The 18460-nt window shown below is 40.8% G+C and carries 13 protein-coding genes and 3 pseudogenes; 5 read left to right on the top strand and 11 right to left on the bottom strand.

Going from position 1 to position 18460, the window contains the following annotated elements:
• Window positions 1-346 precede the first annotated feature (346 nt).
• Window positions 347-1045 carry a hypothetical protein gene (locus ACGEDC_RS13840; protein WP_394493934.1) on the bottom strand — a complete coding sequence of 233 codons (699 nt, stop codon included), beginning with the start codon at window positions 1043-1045 and terminating at the stop codon, window positions 347-349.
• 101 nt (window positions 1046-1146) lie between these two features.
• Between ACGEDC_RS13840 and ACGEDC_RS13835 the strand changes: the two are divergent.
• A pseudogene (locus ACGEDC_RS13835) lies at window positions 1147-2198 on the top strand (IS110 family transposase).
• A gap of 381 nt (window positions 2199-2579) precedes the next feature.
• Here the strand turns inward: ACGEDC_RS13835 and ACGEDC_RS13830 are convergent.
• The 8 genes and pseudogenes from ACGEDC_RS13830 to hemA all read right to left on the bottom strand — a co-directional run bounded on the left by ACGEDC_RS13830 (window position 2580) and on the right by hemA (window position 11237).
• The gene (locus ACGEDC_RS13830; RefSeq protein ID WP_394493932.1) at window positions 2580-2906 is read right to left on the bottom strand and encodes a hypothetical protein; all 327 of its coding nucleotides are present in this window, start codon (window positions 2904-2906) and stop codon (window positions 2580-2582) included.
• A gap of 1287 nt (window positions 2907-4193) precedes the next feature.
• Window positions 4194-5042 carry a 3-deoxy-8-phosphooctulonate synthase gene (gene kdsA, locus ACGEDC_RS13825; protein WP_055026462.1) on the bottom strand — a complete coding sequence of 283 codons (849 nt, stop codon included), beginning with the start codon at window positions 5040-5042 and terminating at the stop codon, window positions 4194-4196.
• A gap of 57 nt (window positions 5043-5099) precedes the next feature.
• Complete coding sequence (locus ACGEDC_RS13820) at window positions 5100-6353, bottom strand: DUF819 domain-containing protein (RefSeq protein ID WP_055026463.1); 1254 nt, start codon at window positions 6351-6353, stop codon at window positions 5100-5102.
• A gap of 292 nt (window positions 6354-6645) precedes the next feature.
• Window positions 6646-7433: pseudogene (locus ACGEDC_RS13815) on the bottom strand (SirB1 family protein).
• Between the two features lie 9 nt (window positions 7434-7442).
• Entirely contained in the window at window positions 7443-7838 is a 396-nt protein-coding gene (locus ACGEDC_RS13810; protein WP_055026465.1) for a SirB2 family protein, read from the bottom strand.
• Between the two features lie 155 nt (window positions 7839-7993).
• On the bottom strand, window positions 7994-8851 hold the full coding sequence (gene prmC, locus ACGEDC_RS13805) for a peptide chain release factor N(5)-glutamine methyltransferase (RefSeq protein WP_394493929.1): 858 nt from the start codon (window positions 8849-8851) through the stop codon (window positions 7994-7996).
• A 35-nt stretch (window positions 8852-8886) separates the two neighbouring features.
• The gene (gene prfA / locus ACGEDC_RS13800) at window positions 8887-9972 is read right to left on the bottom strand and encodes a peptide chain release factor 1 (protein WP_055026467.1); all 1086 of its coding nucleotides are present in this window, start codon (window positions 9970-9972) and stop codon (window positions 8887-8889) included.
• Between the two features lie 15 nt (window positions 9973-9987).
• A pseudogene (gene hemA, locus ACGEDC_RS13795) lies at window positions 9988-11237 on the bottom strand (glutamyl-tRNA reductase).
• A 318-nt stretch (window positions 11238-11555) separates the two neighbouring features.
• Between hemA and lolB the strand changes: the two are divergent.
• The 4 genes from lolB (at window position 11556) to ACGEDC_RS13775 (ending at window position 15307) form a co-directional block, all read left to right on the top strand.
• Window positions 11556-12185, top strand: a complete 630-nt coding sequence (gene lolB / locus ACGEDC_RS13790; RefSeq protein ID WP_394493926.1) for a lipoprotein insertase outer membrane protein LolB — start codon at window positions 11556-11558, stop codon at window positions 12183-12185.
• A gap of 22 nt (window positions 12186-12207) precedes the next feature.
• Window positions 12208-13077: a 4-(cytidine 5'-diphospho)-2-C-methyl-D-erythritol kinase gene (gene ispE / locus ACGEDC_RS13785; RefSeq protein WP_055026470.1), complete on the top strand. Its 870-nt coding sequence runs from the start codon at window positions 12208-12210 to the stop codon at window positions 13075-13077.
• Between the two features lie 105 nt (window positions 13078-13182).
• Entirely contained in the window at window positions 13183-14130 is a 948-nt protein-coding gene (locus tag ACGEDC_RS13780; RefSeq protein ID WP_055026471.1) for a ribose-phosphate pyrophosphokinase, read from the top strand.
• A gap of 178 nt (window positions 14131-14308) precedes the next feature.
• Window positions 14309-15307, top strand: a complete 999-nt coding sequence (locus ACGEDC_RS13775; RefSeq protein ID WP_394493923.1) for an FAD:protein FMN transferase — start codon at window positions 14309-14311, stop codon at window positions 15305-15307.
• A 169-nt stretch (window positions 15308-15476) separates the two neighbouring features.
• Here ACGEDC_RS13775 and ACGEDC_RS13770 read toward each other — a convergent pair whose 3' ends face one another.
• Both ACGEDC_RS13770 and ACGEDC_RS13765 read right to left on the bottom strand, forming a co-directional pair.
• On the bottom strand, window positions 15477-15833 hold the full coding sequence (locus ACGEDC_RS13770; RefSeq protein WP_394493921.1) for a hypothetical protein: 357 nt from the start codon (window positions 15831-15833) through the stop codon (window positions 15477-15479).
• Between the two features lie 976 nt (window positions 15834-16809).
• Entirely contained in the window at window positions 16810-18387 is a 1578-nt protein-coding gene (locus ACGEDC_RS13765) for a general secretion pathway protein GspF (RefSeq protein ID WP_282167938.1), read from the bottom strand.
• Between the last annotated feature and the right edge of the window lie 73 nt (window positions 18388-18460).

Genomic DNA, 18460 nt, shown 5'->3' with positions numbered 1-18460 from the left:
TTTGTTCTAGCTTAGAAGTAGCGTTTGACCTGTGTCGAACATACTTATTTGTTCGCATATAGTCATGTGGGGGAGATAAATGATTTAGAGCGAGTATGGTTCTGGACAAAAGCTTGTTAGCGCAAAGGGTATAGAATCGCTCGTGGGATTAGGAAAGGTAATAAATTAAAATGTACACTGACCCACATATTACTTACCCACATATTAGTCGCTTCAAAGACCAAAGAAAGTGGCAATAATTGCCTTTATTAGCAAGATGATTGTAACACTGAATTGCATGCTAAGAGATGATGTAATGTGAAAGCCCCAAAAGCTTGAAATTAGCTATTGACGCCATAGTCTCTTGTTATAAGCAATTTAACTGATGTTTCCACGCTTTCTTTATCGATTCGATACAAGGTTTGAAACGAGACATATGACGTATACAAACTACTGGAATTTTTTTACCTCGTATATCTGAAAGAAATGAAAAGGTTTTATAGTAGACATGTTCATTTACAACCTCAATTTCACTAACACCAAATCTTTCATAAATGATACTAGATGCAGATAAATCGTTCATGCTGTTGCTGTAACATATTATTAATTCTGCGGTAGATTCAGCTATTGTGATGTCCTCAAAGAAATCTAAAGATTTTTCGATTAGTTTATCCACATGAGAGAAGCCGACTTCTTTGGCTTTTTTCTTAACCGCATTTGCATTTTCAGAACATAATAAAATGGCATTTGTATATATAGTAGAATTAACTGGAAATCCTAATTCCGTTGGGAGTGATATTAGGCGTTTAGGTAAAGTTGTCGAAAGCCATGCGCCATTAACACCATTTAAAACATTGGACTCATCAGGGTTTTCTCTACCATGCTCTAGAGAATTAAGATTAGTCCATTCAAGATCAGCATCTGAACCATTAAAGCCAACAACAATAAGTTTCTTGTCATTTACATTTTGGTCTAATACTGAAAAAGCACAGTCGTAAGGTCGAGAATTAAGATTTTCAATTCCTAACTCTTTTAATTTGTTACTAGCCTTACTATAAATATCCACCAAACCTTCCTTTGCTTATAACGAATGATATGGACTCCCCTTACCAATTGGCCGCTATGTGCCATATTGAAAGTGCAAATATTCAATCAAGGAGAGTCCATATGTCCTTAATTAAAGCAATTGGTATCGATTTAGCCAAATTAGTTTTTAGCATTCATGGTGTAGACGAATACGGTAAAACCAAACTAAAGCAAACAGTTAAAAGAAACAAGTTATTAGAGAAAATCGCTAACATTCCACCTTGTATCATTGGAATGGAAGCTTGTTCTGGTGCGCATTATTGGGCAAGAGAATTTACTAAATACGGTCACGATGTACGTATCATGGCATCTAAATTTGTTATCCCTTATCGCCAAAGTGAAAAGAACGATGCCAATGACGCTGAAGCAATTTGTGAAGCAGTTACAAGACCTAAAACACGCTTTGTCAGCATTAAAAGCGAAGAACAACAAGCCGTGCTATGTCTACACCGCATTAGGCAAGGTCAAATCAAAGACCGTACAGCCATGATTAATCGGCTTCGTGGTCTATTATCTGAGTTCGGTATTATTATGCCTAAAGGCCGTTATCCCGCTCAAAAACACATTGTTGGCATTCTTGAAGATACTAACAACGCTTTACCTGCTTTAGCACGCCAATTACTCGATGACCTATGGCAAAGCATCAAATTACAAAATCAAGACATATTGAAATCTGATAGAAAGCTTTATGCCCTTGCTAATCAAATGAAAGATGCCCTTGCTAATCAAATGAAAGATGCCAAGCGATTAATGACTATTCCAGGCATCGGCGAAGTCACTGCTACAGCAGTTGTAGCCACAGTCAGCGATGCAAAACACTTTTCAACTAGTCGCCAATTTGCAGCGTGGATAGGCTTGGTACCTAAGCAGTATTCAACAGGCGGAAAGCCTACGTTAGGCAGAATAAGTAAACGCGGTGAGAAGCATATCCGCACCTCCTTAATACATGGTGCTCGCGCTGTCATCGCAAACTGTACTAATAAAATGGATAGAACCAGTTTATGGATTAAAGCCATTATTGAACGAAGAGGTTTTAAACGAGCCGTAGTCGCTTTAGCGGCTAAAAATGCACGATTAATTTGGTCTCGCTCCAGTCAGGTCAAGAATACCAAGTTAACTATGTAAAAACGTAAAAGGTTTAACCAAAACGGTTAACCCCACCGAGTCGACGCATTAGCAATTGACGATAACACGGTCAGACCGAGAGTAATTGAATCTGGTTAGTTGGGAAGTACATCTTGCTTGAAAAAGTCAGTAATACTGTTTAACGAATGAGATTTTTGCTCAAGCGCAAATCATCAGGGCGATAGCCAAAAGCTGTTTAGGCAGCAAGCTAAACAAACGCCGAATGTAGAGCTGCTGTCAGATCCACTGTTGTCGGATTACTATTGCTTGACAAAGGGGAGTCCATGTAGCCCTAATAATGGGCAAAAAATTGTTGGCTAAAATGTTAAGGAACGAAAACAGCCAACTGTTTTTTGTCCTTATTAATTAGCTTGTTAGCATGCTTTACACTAATCAATTTCAATACCTATATAGTTCGGTATTAAAGTATCAGCCTGCCAATGCCAACTAAATTCGATATTAACTTTCTTAATTTGAAATTGATAATTAACTTCAACTCCGTCATCCCAGTGGTCAGTCTGCACTGAGAAATAATTAACGATATCATCCGGTTGAAACTGTTTGTTAACCGCAATCATTTTGCCATTAACGATTAGACTACCGTCGTAAATTTCTCCGTCGGAATAGAACTCACTAAGACGTACATTTATATTTTTGATAATTGAATCTTCGGTATAAAAACTAACACTTCCATTTTGATGATTTCCATCAGGCAAGTTCGAGTTACTTCCTAGCTCAAGATTTAATATTTCAAAAGAGTCTAAATTGATACACATATTCTCTAGCTTGCTAACGCCCGCTTAAGCGGCGCAAAACGCTTGGCTAAAATTGGCGAGGGACGAGCACAAGCCAAGCTTTTTTGCGTCCGCCCTTAAAGCACTTGTTAGTTGCCGTTTACTTGTTTACCAAAACAAACATTAAAATTATTGAAGCAACAGGTAAACACATTAAATTAAGAAAGCTCCAATATTTCCCTTTAGTCAGAGAGTACAACCCGAGAAAAAGATGAATACCAGTAATAACACTGCATATTGTGCCGCTTACTATTTGCTTTAAGCTGTAGTCGGTATCAGGAAACAGTAATACTGCAACAATACATGCGGGCAGGATGATTATTAATTCAGTCCAAACAACATGAGCATCATCTAAAAACTTGATATATCTCTGAGCTAGATTCATATGATGGCAACTAACAGCTTATTATATAGCTGCTCGATAATCTTCCGGCTAAAATTCAGCTTAGTAGCAACCATGCTAAGCCAACCGACTGTTTAGTATTGATAAATTGAAAATTTAAGATCCGTTTTTGAAATATCAAGCCCGCAAAAGTGAGCGCTTTGATGTAGAGGTCTCTACAACCTTTTACCAATAACTTTAGATTCAACAACTTATCAAATAACTAGCAGTTTATCGAGCGAAAATAATCCGACTTTTGCTCACTTTACTCAAGAATCATTCGTGTAAAATTATAACTGTATATCTATCTAGCACTTTAAGGTCAGATATAGTGCGCAATATTTTAGAAATATAAGGTGATATTTGCGCTCTTTGCCACATGAGTTTCTCTTGCTAGCTCATCTTTTATTTCCAACCTTAATTTGGAAATCCTGTGTGAAATCCATATGACTAAAACTGATATTAACTAAGTGCCATAACGTAAAGTTTTCAAAATAGTAAACAAGGTTTGAAGCAAAAACGCGTGAGAACTACAAACGAAGTTTAAAGCTAGATGATTCTCAGTCGGAAATTTTGCTGTTTAAATTTCGCCTGAGCTGCTGGACGTAGCTCTTAGCGAAAAGCAACAGAGGTGAGCTGTTTCACCCTTCTTGACTCTGGTGTCGGCGGGTCGTCACCACCATGATCTTATTTCAAACTAAAACACTAATAAATCATCAATTAATCAGAATAAAAGCCATTAACTTAAAGTAATAAAATTTAAATATTAAGCCACAAAAAAGCCCTGAACTTAGCAATAAGTTCAGGGCTTTTTAAACATCTCTTATCTATTTACTGGTATCAATCGGCTCAAACGACTTAACCAAATCATCAACCGCTTTCATTTGGGTCAAGTAGTTTTCAAGCTGATGCAATGGTAATGCACATGGGCCATCACATTTGGCATTATCGGGATCTGGATGCGCTTCAATAAACAGACCCGCTAAACCTAACGCCATACCACTACGAGCAAGCTCTGTTGCTTGAGCACGACGTCCGCCAGCGCTATCTTCTCGTCCACCAGGACGCTGCAATGCATGAGTCGCATCAAAAATCACTGGGTAACCTGATTGCTTCATTTCATCCATGCCTAGCATATCCACAACTAAGTTGTTGTAACCAAAGCTTGAGCCACGCTCACATAAGATAATGTTGTCATTACCCGCTTCGTTAAACTTCTTAATAATATGACGCATTTCATGTGGCGCTAAAAACTGTGGCTTTTTCACATTAATGATTGAACCAGTGTTAGCCATTGCAACCACTAAGTCTGTTTGACGGGCTAAAAACGCTGGCAATTGAATAATATCAACCACATCTGCAACAGGCTGACACTGATGAATTTCATGCACATCTGTGATGATAGGTACGTTAAAGGTTGATTTAATTTCTTCGAAAATCTTTAATCCTTCTTCCATACCAGGACCACGGTATGAATTGACCGATGAACGGTTTGCTTTATCAAAAGAGGCTTTAAATACATACGGAATGCCTAGCTTTTGTGTTACTTCTACATAATGCTCAGCAATCGACATAGCAAGATCACGAGACTCAAGCACGTTCATGCCGCCAAATAATACAAACGGTTTGTCATTTGCGATTTCAAGTTCATTCAAACCAATGATTTTTTGTTCCATAGTCACTTCTCTTTTTCAACATTCAATGCGCTGGTTATCCAGCGCCATATAATAAGGCTAAACAGCAATAATTTGTAATAGCTGTCCGCATAACCATGCCATATACGTTCCTACAGCATAGCCCAATACCGCTAATAATACGCCCACAGGCGCTAAAGCTGGATGGAAGGCGGCGGCAACCACTGGCGCTGATGCTGCGCCGCCAACGTTTGCCTGACTTCCCACTGCCATATAAAACAATGGTGCTTTGATTAATTTGGCCACCAGTAACATAAAACTAGCATGCACAATCATCCATATAATTCCGATGGCGAAATACCACAAGTTTTGCTCGTCTGCGAGTTTTGATACATCCATGTGCAAACCAATGGTCGCCACCAAAATATATAAAAACGCCGACGCGACTTTAGATGCGCCAGCGGCTTCTAAATGCTTAACTGGGCTAAATGATAAAGCCAAACCAATTGATGTCACTAATACCACTAACCAGAAGAACTTCGAGGTTAAGCTGTAATCTCGAGTCCAAGGATAGTTGGTTTCAAAAAATGGCCCTAAAAAGTCTGCGGCAAAATGAGCTAACCCTGTTACCCCAAAGCCTATTGCCACTATCAGCATTAAATCACGTAATGACGGTATACGGGCATTTTCAGCATGATACTTTTCTACTTTTTCTTTTAATGCTTCAAGTGCTGTGGTGTCAGCCCCCGTTCTAGCATCAATCTGTTTAGCTCTTGAGGCCATGAGTAATAAAACAGCCATCCAAATATTAGCCACAATCACATCGACCGTGACCATCACCGAAAAGATATTACCACCCGCTTCATATATCTCTTTCATCGATGCTTGGTTTGCACCACCACCAATCCAGCTGCCCGCAAGCGTCGTCATACCACGCCACACCGCATCTGGACCGTTACCACCTAATACGTCAGGGTTTATCGCTGAAATGATTAATAGTGCAATGGGGCCACCGATAACAATGCCTACTGTGCCTGTTAAAAACATCACAATGGCTTTAGGGCCTAAACTGAGAATTGCTTTTAAATCGACACTTAAAATCAGTAACACTAAACAAGCAGGCAATAAATAACGGGATGCGACATAGTAAAGCTTTGAGGTATCACCATCGACAATACCAAACGTATTTAATAATGAAGGCAAGAAGTAACACAGTAATAAGGCTGGAATGAATTTATAAAACTTTTGCCAGAATGGACTTGATGAAGAGCTGGTATAAAAAACAAAGCCAAGAATAACGGCTAACAGGCCTAATGCTGTTGCGTCATTAGTAACCATAGGACTGGTTGTCATGAACAATCTCCCTTGCGAATGCATGTCATAGTGAAATATTTTTATTGTTATATACGTTTAATCGTACTTATTTTGTCAATCGTATTATTGTTATATCTGCTACATTAGCCTTTATTGCTAATGAGCTTGGTACTGTAATCGATAATCTTGTTTTGAGCAGCAGTTACATGGTGTTTGCTTGAACTACCTCACTCGATAACATTGATCACGTCCTAGTTAACAAGGTTCTCATTTGAAACAAAAAAATTCAGGCTCATAAAATGAGCCTGAATATCGATGTGCAGTCAGTCGGTTAATGGTAAGTTTGCGGCTGTTGACTGAGCTCTTTTAATTGCATTTTAACAATTTCAGTCACAGGATCGTGCGGGCTACTGTCTACAAAGTGCTGTAGATCTGACATTGCCACTTTAATACAACCGAGTTGCTGTGCAATGAAGGCTCTTTCACGATTCAAGTTCACATCATCTGGGTGCCATTGTAATAATAAATTACAGCACTCCATCGCTTGCTCAAATTGATGCGTCACAATACAGCCTGCTTTAAGCTCATGTATCATGCGAGAAATCAGACGCTTAAGTGTTGCCGTTTTAAGGTACTTAGGCTTCATCTGGGCAGCATTACCTAACTCACCACGCACTAATAAATGCAGTTGGTTACGAGTTAATGTCTCACCCGTTAGCGGGTCAAAGTACTTCATTTCGTCATTGATACGAGAACGAACAACAGTTTGCCCCGGCAACAAAACAGCATCTAAGGTGATGTCCAACTGCTTTGCTAGTAACACTAAAACAGTTGCCAGAGTCGTACTATTACCTTGACGGCTCATAATACAGCTGCCTAAATCTGCCGCTTCGACACTGAAATAATCTTCACGGGCACAAAAGCCAAGATCGTTATAAAACCAGCGTAATAAACCGTCAAAACGTTGCTGCGGATCTTCCACATGCAAACTCATCACTGAACCTGCAATTTCATACCAAGCCCAGAGTGCTTTTTTTCTTGTGAAAAACCGAGATGTTGCGTTATTTCGAATGCAGTTTCGGGGATCTTAACTGCATCATTCATTTGATGTTTAGCCATGAAACTCTATTAACCCATTAATACAACTTGTTTAAAATGAGCCAGCCTGGCAGCCAATACGAGCCATCCAATAGCGCCTAAAAAGGCAAAGATTTTAAAGAATTTATTGCGGTTACCTTTTAATGCCATTACACCTAAACCAATGTAGGCAAGTACGGCAATTAACTTCTCTGTCATCCATTCATCTACAAATGGATACTGCTTGATCATGAAGCATAATGTCAGTCCTGACAATAATAAGAAGGTATCAATTACGTGTGGTGCAACTTTGACAAACTTCTTGTCCATAACAGGCGATTGACGCATGTGCAGTACAAAGCGAGTAATAAAGAATACCACACTTAAAAAGATGAACGTTAAGTGCGTATGCTTAACAGCAGGATATAAACTGTAAAAGGTTTCCATTATTGTTTTTCTCTTTGCTCTACAGATAAAATGGTCGCTAGTTTACTTCATCAAGCAGCCTGATAGCAATGTTAGGAAAAACAGCCTATGACAGTACGCTAATCGTATTAGCGTACTAATAGCTTATATATTCGAAGCGCAGAGCTTACTGAGGTTTATTCCCCGCGCCACTGACCAAGGGTGCAACGGTCATTGCTACCAAAGTCACGTACTGTAGCAACGTTGACATAACCTAAATCAATCAGCTTTTGTCTAACCGTGAGTGCTTGTTCAAAACCATGTTCTAACAATAGATATCCACCGTTAGATAAGTGTTTCGTCGCGTGCTGGGCGATATGAAATAAATCAGCAAAGCCCTGTTCTGCCGCAGTTAGCGCACTCGAGGGTTCAAAACGCACATCGCCTAAATCAAGATGCACATCGGTTTCATCAACATAAGGAGGATTAGATACAATCAAATTAAAGTCTTGATGCTCAACAGCACTAAACCAATCCGATTGTAATATCTCAACATGCGGTAAATTAAGGTTGTCACGATTGGCTTTTGCAAGCGCTACCGCATCCTCAATTTTATCGATTGCAGTCATGTGCCACTGTGGGCGCTCTGATGCTAACGATAAAGCAATTGCCCCAGTGCCTGTCCCTAAATCAAGCACTTTAGCATTGTCAGCTAAAGGCAAGTTTAATGCCGTTTCAACTAAGATCTCGGTATCCGGTCTTGGGATTAACGTTGTGGCATTTACAATAAACGGCAATGACCAAAACTCACGTTCACCGATAATATGCGCAACAGGCATGCCTTGCTTGCGCTTTTCAATTATCGTTTGGTAAGCTTTAAATTGATCCGCAGTCAGCACTTTTTCTGGCCAAGTGTAAAGATAACTACGTTGTTTATTAAGACAATGCAGAAGCAAAGCTTCTGCATCGATATGAGCCGACTCTGACGAGTCGACTAATTGGCTATAGGCCCATTGCAAAGATTCCGCAATGGTAGAAAAAGAAGAATGTGACAACGTCACTCCTTATTCAATGGAATCAATCATTGGAATTAGTCGTCTGCTAACGCAGCAAGCAAATCAGCTTGTTCTTCTTGCATCAATGGCTCGATGATTGAATTCAAATCACCTTCCATAATTTCATTTAAACGATATAAGGTTAAATTAATGCGATGCTCACTCATACGACCCTGTGGGAAGTTATAAGTACGAATACGTTCAGAACGATCACCACTGGCCACTAAGTTACGACGAGTAGACTCTTCTTCGCTGCGACGCTTTTCATCCTCAACCGCTTGTAAGCGAGCAGAAAGTACGCTCATCGCTTGTGCACGGTTTTTATGTTGCGAGCGCTGATCCTGACATTCAACCACAATCCCTGAAGGAACGTGAGTAATACGAATTGCAGAATCGGTTTTGTTAACGTGCTGACCACCCGCGCCTGATGCACGGAACGTGTCCACTTTTAAATCAGCAGGGTTAATCGAAATTTGTTCAGCTTCTGGAATTTCTGGCAGTACCACAACAGTAACAGCAGAGGTATGAACACGGCCTTGTGATTCAGTTTCAGGTACACGTTGAACACGGTGTCCGCCTGATTCAAATTTAAGCTTACCGTAAACGCCTTCACCAGTAACTTGTACGATTAATTCTTTAAATCCACCATGTTCGCCTTCGTTAGCGTTCATGATTTCCATTTGCCATTTATTAGATTCGCAGTAACGAGAGTACATACGGAATAAATCGCCAGCAAAAATCGCGGCCTCATCGCCACCGGCACCTGCACGGATTTCAATAAAGGCGTTACGATCATCGTTAGGATCTTTAGGCAGCAGTAAAATTTGCAATTCGTCTTCAAGACGTGCAATTTCTGATTTTGCTTCTTTGATTTCTTCTTGCGCCATTTCGCGCATTTCTGCATCGTCCTCAGCTAACATTTCATTAGCTGACTCAAGATTCTCTTGCGCCTCTTGGAATGCAGTGAAGCTTTTAACGATATCTTCTAATTGAGAAAATTCTTTTGATAAAGCACGAAAGCGGTCTTGATCCGCAATAACTTCTGCATCACTGAGTAATGCCAACACTTCTTCATTACGTTCAAGCAAGCCTTCCAGCTTGCGAATAACCGACTCTTTCATTTTAGCTTTGTTACCTTAATTTTTATCTAAACCAAGCGTGACGCGTAATTGGCCTAAGGTATTCAAGTCTCCTTGACGACTAGCAGAAGTTAACGCTTGTGTTGGTGCATGGATTAAGCGATTGGTTAGCCGGTTTGCCAGCTCTAAAATCACCTGTTCATTGTCACCACCTTGAGTCAATTTGTTCAAGGCGCGCTCTACTAATTCATCTTTTATTGCCAAACTCTGGCTTCGGTATTCTCGAATACTATCTACAGACTCTAATGAACGTACCCACTCCATAAATACATGGGCTTGCTCATCAGCAATTATCTCTGCTTGCTCGGCGGCTTCTTTACGTGAAGCCATGTTCTGTTCAATGATACTGTGTAAATCGTCCACAGTATAAAGGAAAGCATCGTCTAATTCGCCAACTTCTGCTTCTATATCTCTAGGAACTGCAATATCAACTAGCAGCATTGGCTGATGTCGACGTTGTTTTAGCGCCTTTTCTACCATGCCTTTACCTAATATAGGTAACGGACTGGCGGTAGAGGATATCACGATATCGGCTTTAGGTAGATAGTCTGGAATTTCTTGTAGTGTAATTGCTGTTGCATTGAACTCTTCACACATGGCCTGTGCACGTTCTACGGTCCGGTTTGCTACAACAATACCGGCAACTTCATTATCTTTTAAATGTTTTGCGACAAGCTCAATGGTTTCACCGGCACCAATTAACAGGACATTGGTAGTACTAAGCGAAGAGAAAATGTGTTTTGCCATACTAACAGCGGCAAAGGCCACTGATACAGCTGCAGCGCCGATTTCAGTTTCGGTGCGGACTTTTTCGCCACTGAGAAGGTGTTTTGAAACAAACGGTCAATCGTTACCGCAGTGGTACCTGCCTCTTTTGCTTTCACAAAAGCTTGTTTCACTTGACCTAAAATTTGCGGTTCACCCAAGACTAATGAATCAAGACCAGAAGATACACGCATCAAATGTTTAACACATTCATGGTTTTCATAACTATATACACACGGCATGAGCTCTTCGTGCGTGAGGTTATGATAATCTTCAAGCCACTCAATAATGTCTTCTTTCGAGCCATTATTACAATAAAGCTCGGTGCGATTACATGTCGACACAATCACGGCTTCGCCTGAGCTTGTGCGACTCGCCAGACTCTTCATGGCATCATGAATTTTATCTGGTGAAAATGCGACTTTCTCACGAAGGTCTACCGTGGCGGTTTTATGATTTATTCCGATTGCTACTAGGCTCATGTGACTCGTTTTAAGTTCTTCGCGGGATCATTAATTAGGCTATTCTACTGAATTGCAAAAATGAAAAACACAATTGGCTTAACAAAACCGAATAATTGTCTATATTTTTTCTATTTATTCTATCTTGTTAACAAAACCATAGGAAATTAGACCAATTTCATTAATGTTTATGATGCAGGTAAATCCCTAACATGCATAGTAATCTTTCGATATTTACCTCTATTGGCTAATAAAAATGCAAAAACCGCAAAGCAGTTTTTACAATGCAGACTATGGTCAGTATTATAAAGCAACACTCTATTTAGGGCGCATAGTCACTTGCAATATTTAACATTTACTCCCCAGCGCATACTATTACTGTGCTGTTTATTCCTCAGTGCCTGTTCGGTAAAGCCGCCTCATACGCTGTCAAATATTGATGTTACCCAAGCCAATGAAGCCAAGGCATGGGAAATACAAGGTAAACTGGCCTTTCGTTCATCAACCGATAAATTCAGCACAAACCTTTTTTGGTTTCATGACAATCTTTTATCTCAACCGCACGATGAGCTGTCTTTAACGACGATGATTGGCACAACTGCCTTGTCATTAACCTCTAAACAAGGACTTGCCACCATTACTGTTCAAGGTAAAACCTATACAGATACAGATCCACAGCGCCTAATTGGCCAAGTCAGTGGTATGCAAATTCCATTGAATAAACTGCCGCTTTGGATAACAGGTCAAGTCACAAACGATGACATCGTCGACAGTTATTATGATGACGGTAGTATTAGCGCTTTTACCAGTCCTGAGTTGGGTGAAAGTTGGCAAGTAGAATATATAAGCTACCAACAACAAAGCGGTGCAATGGTACCAAAGTTGTTGCAAATAACTCGTGCAGATGTGCGTATTAAGATTCAAATTAATCAATGGCAAGCGCTAGCGCCTATTGATATCCCTTTATAACAGAAGAATAAAGAAGCGCTTTATGACAACCAATAGCCAAAACTCAGCCATTTCAACCCATTGGCCAGCTCCGGCAAAACTGAATTTATTTTTGCATATCACCGGCCAACGTGCCGATGGATATCACGAACTCCAGACTTTATTTCAATTTATCGATCGCTGTGACTATCTGGACTTTTTACCAACAGAAAATAGCAGCATCAAGATACACTCTGAATTATCAAAAGTTGTCGCTGAAAAAGATAACTTAATTCTAAAGGCCGCAAAATCATTACAAGAATATGCCAATTATGATGGCGGCGCTGAAATTTGGTTGCAGAAAAACTTACCAATGGGAGGCGGTTTAGGCGGCGGCTCTTCTGATGCTGCGACCACGTTAATCGCGTTAAATAAGCTCTGGAAACTCGACTTGCCACTGGAAAAGCTAGCTGAAATCGGCTTAAAACTTGGAGCGGATGTCCCTGTTTTTATTAATGGTTTTTCAGCTTTCGCAGAAGGTGTTGGCGAGCAACTATTACCAGTTGAACCCACTGAATACTATTATTTAGTTATCGTCCCTGATGTGCATGTATCGACGCAAGCTATCTTTCAAGATCCGCACTTACCACGTAACACCCCTAAATTAGAGCTAACTACTTTAATGCAGAAAAGTTGGACAAATGATTGTCAGAAGTTGGTCGCAGAAAAGCACCCTCAAGTTGCCAATGCATTAAGCTGGCTGGTAGAATATGCGCCGTCAAGAATGACCGGAACTGGCGCATGCGTCTTCGGAGAGTTCAAACAGCAACAAACAGCACTAGATGCATTGGCACAACTGCCTGATTCTATGCAAGGTTTTGTTGCAAAAGGCTTAAATCAATCACCTTTAGTGAGCCGTTTAAGCCAAAGCTAAAATTTATCTTCTAAAGATGATATTGACTAAACTTAACCGACGATTTCGGTCGATTTAGTTCATCTTTAGCCACTAACATTAAAGCCAACACCTGAGGTTCATAAAGTGCCCGATATCAAGCTCTTTGCTGGTAACGCTACCCCTAAACTAGCCAAAAAAATAGCCGACCGTTTATTTTGCAAACTTGGCGATGCAGTAGTAGGCCGTTTCAGCGACGGTGAAATCAGTGTTCAAATCAATGAAAACGTACGTGGTGCTGATGTATTTATCATTCAGTCTACTTGTGCACCGACTAACGACAACCTGATGGAACTTATCGTTATGGTTGACGCATTACGTCGAGCATCTGCAGGTCGTATTACTGCCGTTATTCCATACTTTGGTTATGCTCGCCAAGATCGTCGCGTACGTAGCGCACGTGTACCAATTACCGCGAAAGTTGTTGCAGACTTCTTATCAAGTGTTGGTGTTGACCGCGTATTAACTTGTGATTTACACGCAGAGCAAATTCAAGGTTTCTTTGATGTGCCTGTTGATAACGTATTTGGTAGCCCAGTGTTACTAGAAGATATGTTAGGTAAAGAACTTGATAACCCTGTAGTGGTTTCACCTGACATTGGTGGTGTTGTTCGTGCTCGTGCAGTTGCTAAACTGCTTGATGACTCTGACTTAGCCATTATTGATAAGCGTCGCCCACAAGCGAACGTTGCACAAGTCATGCACATCATTGGTGACGTACAAGGCCGTGACTGTATCATCGTTGATGACATGATCGATACTGGCGGTACTTTATGTAAAGCTGCTGAAGCATTAAAAGAACATGGCGCAAACCGTGTATTTGCTTACGCAACTCACCCAGTATTTTCAGGTAACGCAGCAAGCAACATTGCTAACTCAGTTATCGATGAAGTGATTGTGACTGATACTGTGCCATTAAGCCCAGAAATGTTAAAAGTGGAAAAAGTAACCCAACTGACTATGTCAGCGGTACTGGCTGAAGCAATTCGCCGTGTAAGCAACGAAGAGTCTATCTCTGCGATGTTCCGCCACTAATATTCTGACACGCTACATAGCGAAACAGAATAGATTAAACGCACTCAATTGAGTGCGTTTTTTTATTGCTTTACACTTTACAGCTGCACCATTTTTCATCTCAGCTAGCCAAATCTTGTATAACTCAGTACCCTACTTGCACTCACAGTGACTAATAAAAATAAATGAGCTGCACGTCATGTTTAAACCTAACTATCTTATTCTTGTTCTTTGTTTTTTTGCAGCCAGCTTATCAGGCCATGCTACTGCGCAATGGCATCAAAAAAGTTTTCAAGTCATGGGAACTCAAGCGCATGTCGAGTTTTGGCTTGAACAAAATGAACACTCGAGCATCTCAGACTCGCCAGCCCAGCTTATTGAAAAGGTCGAACAAGAGATGCACCGCATCGACAGGTTAATGAGTCCTTACAAGCCAAATAGTCAACTGAGTCACATTAATCAGCAAGCTGGAATAGCCCCAGTTACGGTAGACCAAGAACTGTTTAATTTACTGCTTGATTCACGCCAAATCGCCGAGTTAACCCAAGGTACATTTGATATCACCTACGCTTCTATCGGTTACCAATATGATTATCGTCAAGGTCAAAAACCAGCTAAGTCCGACATCAACCAAGCGCTTGATGCCATTGATTACCGAGCAGTAATGTTAGATAAGCAACAATCGAGTGTGCGATTTAAAAATCAAGATGTACGTATTGATTTAGGTGGCATTGCCAAAGGCCATGCAGTAAAGCAGTGCCTAGCCATACTTAAAGCAGCAGGTATAAAACATGGACTCGTTAGCGCAGGCGGTGACACAGGTTTATTAGGCGACAGACGAGGCCGCCCTTGGTTTGTTGGCATAAAACATCCTCGCGCCGCTGAAAAAACAGCAGTGCAATTGCCGCTAAGCGATGAGTCCATCTCAACATCAGGGGATTATGAGCGTTACTTTATTGAAGATGGCATACGCTACCATCACATCATTAACCCCAAAACCGGTGACTCAGCCAGAAAAGTGGTTAGCGTATCGATAATTGGTAAAGACTCAACTTACGTAGATGCCCTTTCTACCGCAGTGTTTGTTAAAGGCTTACAAGAAGGCATGGCGCTGATTAACCAGCTACCAGAATACGAAACGATTATTATTGATAATCAGCAAACATTGCATGTATCTAAGGGGTTACAAGAGAATTAGTTTGAAGGATTGATTGGCCGAGTCTAAAGTGTGTCTCCCACACATTTGTAAGATTTGAAAGATGCACCTAATGATTCATATAGAGGCAAATATTAGTTGATTTTAAATAGCTACGAAGAAGCACAAGCCATATGTTTGACGTCCATTCTTCTGAATTGTTATACAGGAACTAGCTAGGTGTTGTAGATTTTTTAAAGAGAAAACAAATTGTTACTACAATAGTTCCGACTGCGACGGAATATAATGGCATTTCGAAAAAGAACATATTCATGGCTCTCTGGCCCTCATGCTCTGTATTTGATGCCCTAAATAGACCAATAACACAAAGAATCAACCAAGGTAAAATAGCAATACTGAGGCGTAATATAAAATTACCAAGAGCGAACTTAAACTGATACCAAATTGCAATTGCTGGAATGACTAGAAGCCCGCCAAACCAAAATAAAACACTTACAAGATCGCTATAGTAAGCGCATAAAATTGCCAGAGTAGAGCAAAGTAAATTAATACTATTTTGTTTGAACATTCCGTCCATACTTCCTTGTTGTATAAAACCTTCCTCATAATTAAAGCATATGCTTGAAGACAATATTCATAGCAAATGTTTTTAGCACCTTGTTGAATCTTAATGCGTAGGCTTCTGTAAGGTTCATTGAAACTGGCAAAATTAAAATTTGAGTTCTTTCTGACCAACCCTAGCATATAAAAGTTATTGATTAATAATTACTTTACTAGATTTCAGTTAGATATACGAGTATCCATATTGGGTAATAAGCATTTCAGGTAATGGTCAATTTCATTGCTTCATTTCCAAACTTCGTTTGGATTAACATCGTGGGTTTTCCACCCACACCCGACCAAAAGGGTATCAACAGCAATACCCTCTTGGAACACCCCGCCGTCCCTACGAAATTTTCTGAGAAGCGAAAGATTTCAATGGGAACTCTTATAGCTTTAAACTTCTTTTGTTAACTTCTTCAGCAAGCTGTAAAAATCACTAACGCTTACGATGGGACGTCCCTTCCCCCGAAAGCTAGCCAGACATCCCTGTCTGGACTCACGCAATTTTCTTGCTTACCTCAATTCAAATGGATCATTCATAGAAAATCAAAAGCAGTTTTAAACCTTTGAACTTGCAGACTCAATAATCTCCGTTGGAAGTGTCCGAATGCGTTGAGCTAATTTACGTGATGGAGGCAGGACGCCGACATAGCCTCAGTTGAGCCATGGATGGCGAGTCTGAGGCGATAGTAAATTGGCTCTATAGCATGAGGAAAAACACTTCGTCGGAGCGGCAAGGGATATCGAAAAGGGAAATGCTGTTGTTTCCCTTTCGTCGGGTGTGGGCGAAGCGCCACGACTTTGATTCTGATTTTGCCTTTAACTTAAACTTAAACTTAAAATCAAACCCCAAAACAAAAAAAGCTCAGAGGAAAACCTCTGAGCTTTAACTTTCATATGGTTAACTAATCGTAGCGAATCCAAGCGAAGCTTAAATTCAATCAAACAATCGGTTGAAACGCTGTCAGTGAATCCAGCATTGTGCTGTTCCCCAAACCTTGTCTTGGGGCTACCGTATTAAACTGGCCTTGTTCGCCATGAAGCGCCATGTAGTTCAGCAATACCGTATCCACCAACAAATTCACGTTATTCGCTGATGGTGCTGATGCGGTGTCCACTGAGGCGTCTGAGCGCATAAAACCAATCTGTTGGTTTTGTGCCATTTGATCCGCATTAGCCCCCATCAATTGTGGTTTACCTGAAGGGTTATAGACTAAGAAAAACGATGCACCAGTTGATGAGTTATCACCAGTCCATTCACCTTTACCTCGACCTTCCATTGATTCATCAATGCGACCGTTACTGGCAACTGAGCCATCACTGAACACATACATCATCAATGGTTGATTACGCCTTGCTGCGTACTCTAAACATGCCCCCATACAACGACCTGCTCGTAAATCTCGAAGCTCTCCCGTGCCACGCTCACCTGTGTGATAGTCAAAGCCGCCCATGGTGACGGTACCCGCTCCAGAGAAACCATTTACGACTAATTTCATAATCGATGCGGTTTTTTGAAACTCTGATTCAGAATCAAATTCGTTAATCGTGAATATGCCCGCAGGGCCAACAATATCCGGATCAAGTACCGGGTTTAAGGTTGAAGGATCGCCAAATCTATCTGCTAAATCGGCACTTTTTACATAACCACAATTGACTAAATCTTTAATCACATCGTCACGGGTGACTTGAGTATTCACTGAAGCCATTTTCTGAGCACTGATACGCTGAATACTTTCCATCACAGTGACGGCATCGCGCTGCGACAATAAGCTAAATAAGTCCCCCACATCGACTAAGCCCGTCACATCTGATGGACGATCAATCTTAGTCGGGCGCATACTTAAATCAATAAAGTTATTCGGCGCCATAGAGTTGCCACCAGAATCTGTGCTGCGAGAGCCAACCAACGGCATCAGTGAACCATTCGCGCCAGCTGCAGCAATGGCATACATTGGGTTATGCGGGTTATTACCGGTGTCATTGTCAGAGCGACATGGGATAACGGCACCATTTATACGTGATGCCGTATCTGCTGAGACTTTTTCTAGAATGCCACGTAAAAAAGCAGAATCAGAATGAAATGCTAAGCCTAAGTCTGTATTAATAAAATCAGACATGCCCACATCAGGGTTAGCAATTGATGGCGCCATATCACCAGGTAATCCCAGTTTGTTATAGCCAGCGGTTGATAAGAAATCTTGCTGGCCGCCTGCACCGCCTACCAATACATTTGAACCTGCGATATTTGCGCCGCCAGCCAAGTCAAAACTAATAAAAGGAATTTTGCCTGCGCCTTGAACACTAATACCGCAAGAGTCCCGCAGTGCTTCTAAGTCAGAAGACAATGCTGCATTAGCTTGGTTTGGGTTAGCAAACATACTCATTAACGATAAGCCTGCTATCGCTTGGCCACCTTTTGCTAAGCCTGTTGAGATAAACTCACGTCGAGTCATCGGCTTGCGATGATCAGAAAACAATAATGGCGTGTCCGGATGAAGATGCTTTGGTTTAGTCATGTTGAAATCCTTTTGAACAGGCTAATACACTTGCCACATTGACCAGTTTCAATCTTGAATGAGAAGTAATATT

This window comes from Shewanella sp. ENK2 (genome assembly GCF_043568515.1).
Lineage (GTDB): Bacteria > Pseudomonadota > Gammaproteobacteria > Enterobacterales > Shewanellaceae > Shewanella > Shewanella japonica.
The sequence above is the reverse complement of the archived record's forward strand: the minus strand, read 5'-3'. Positions and strand labels throughout refer to the sequence as shown.

What these genes read in the sequence shown, in the direction of transcription:
- ACGEDC_RS13775 (WP_394493923.1), top strand. Translation starts at nt 14,309, where the DNA reads ATGTTTAAACCTAACTATCTTATTCTTGTTCTTTGTTTTTTTGCAGCC.
- prfA (WP_055026467.1), bottom strand. Translation starts at nt 9,972, where the DNA reads ATGAAAGAGTCGGTTATTCGCAAGCTGGAAGGCTTGCTTGAACGTAAT.
- ACGEDC_RS13820 (WP_055026463.1), bottom strand. Translation starts at nt 6,353, where the DNA reads ATGACAACCAGTCCTATGGTTACTAATGACGCAACAGCATTAGGCCTG.
- kdsA (WP_055026462.1), bottom strand. Translation starts at nt 5,042, where the DNA reads ATGGAACAAAAAATCATTGGTTTGAATGAACTTGAAATCGCAAATGAC.
- ACGEDC_RS13810 (WP_055026465.1), bottom strand. Translation starts at nt 7,838, where the DNA reads ATGGAAACCTTTTACAGTTTATATCCTGCTGTTAAGCATACGCACTTA.
- ACGEDC_RS13765 (WP_282167938.1), bottom strand. Translation starts at nt 18,387, where the DNA reads ATGACTAAACCAAAGCATCTTCATCCGGACACGCCATTATTGTTTTCT.
- ispE (WP_055026470.1), top strand. Translation starts at nt 12,208, where the DNA reads ATGACAACCAATAGCCAAAACTCAGCCATTTCAACCCATTGGCCAGCT.
- ACGEDC_RS13770 (WP_394493921.1), bottom strand. Translation starts at nt 15,833, where the DNA reads ATGTTCAAACAAAATAGTATTAATTTACTTTGCTCTACTCTGGCAATT.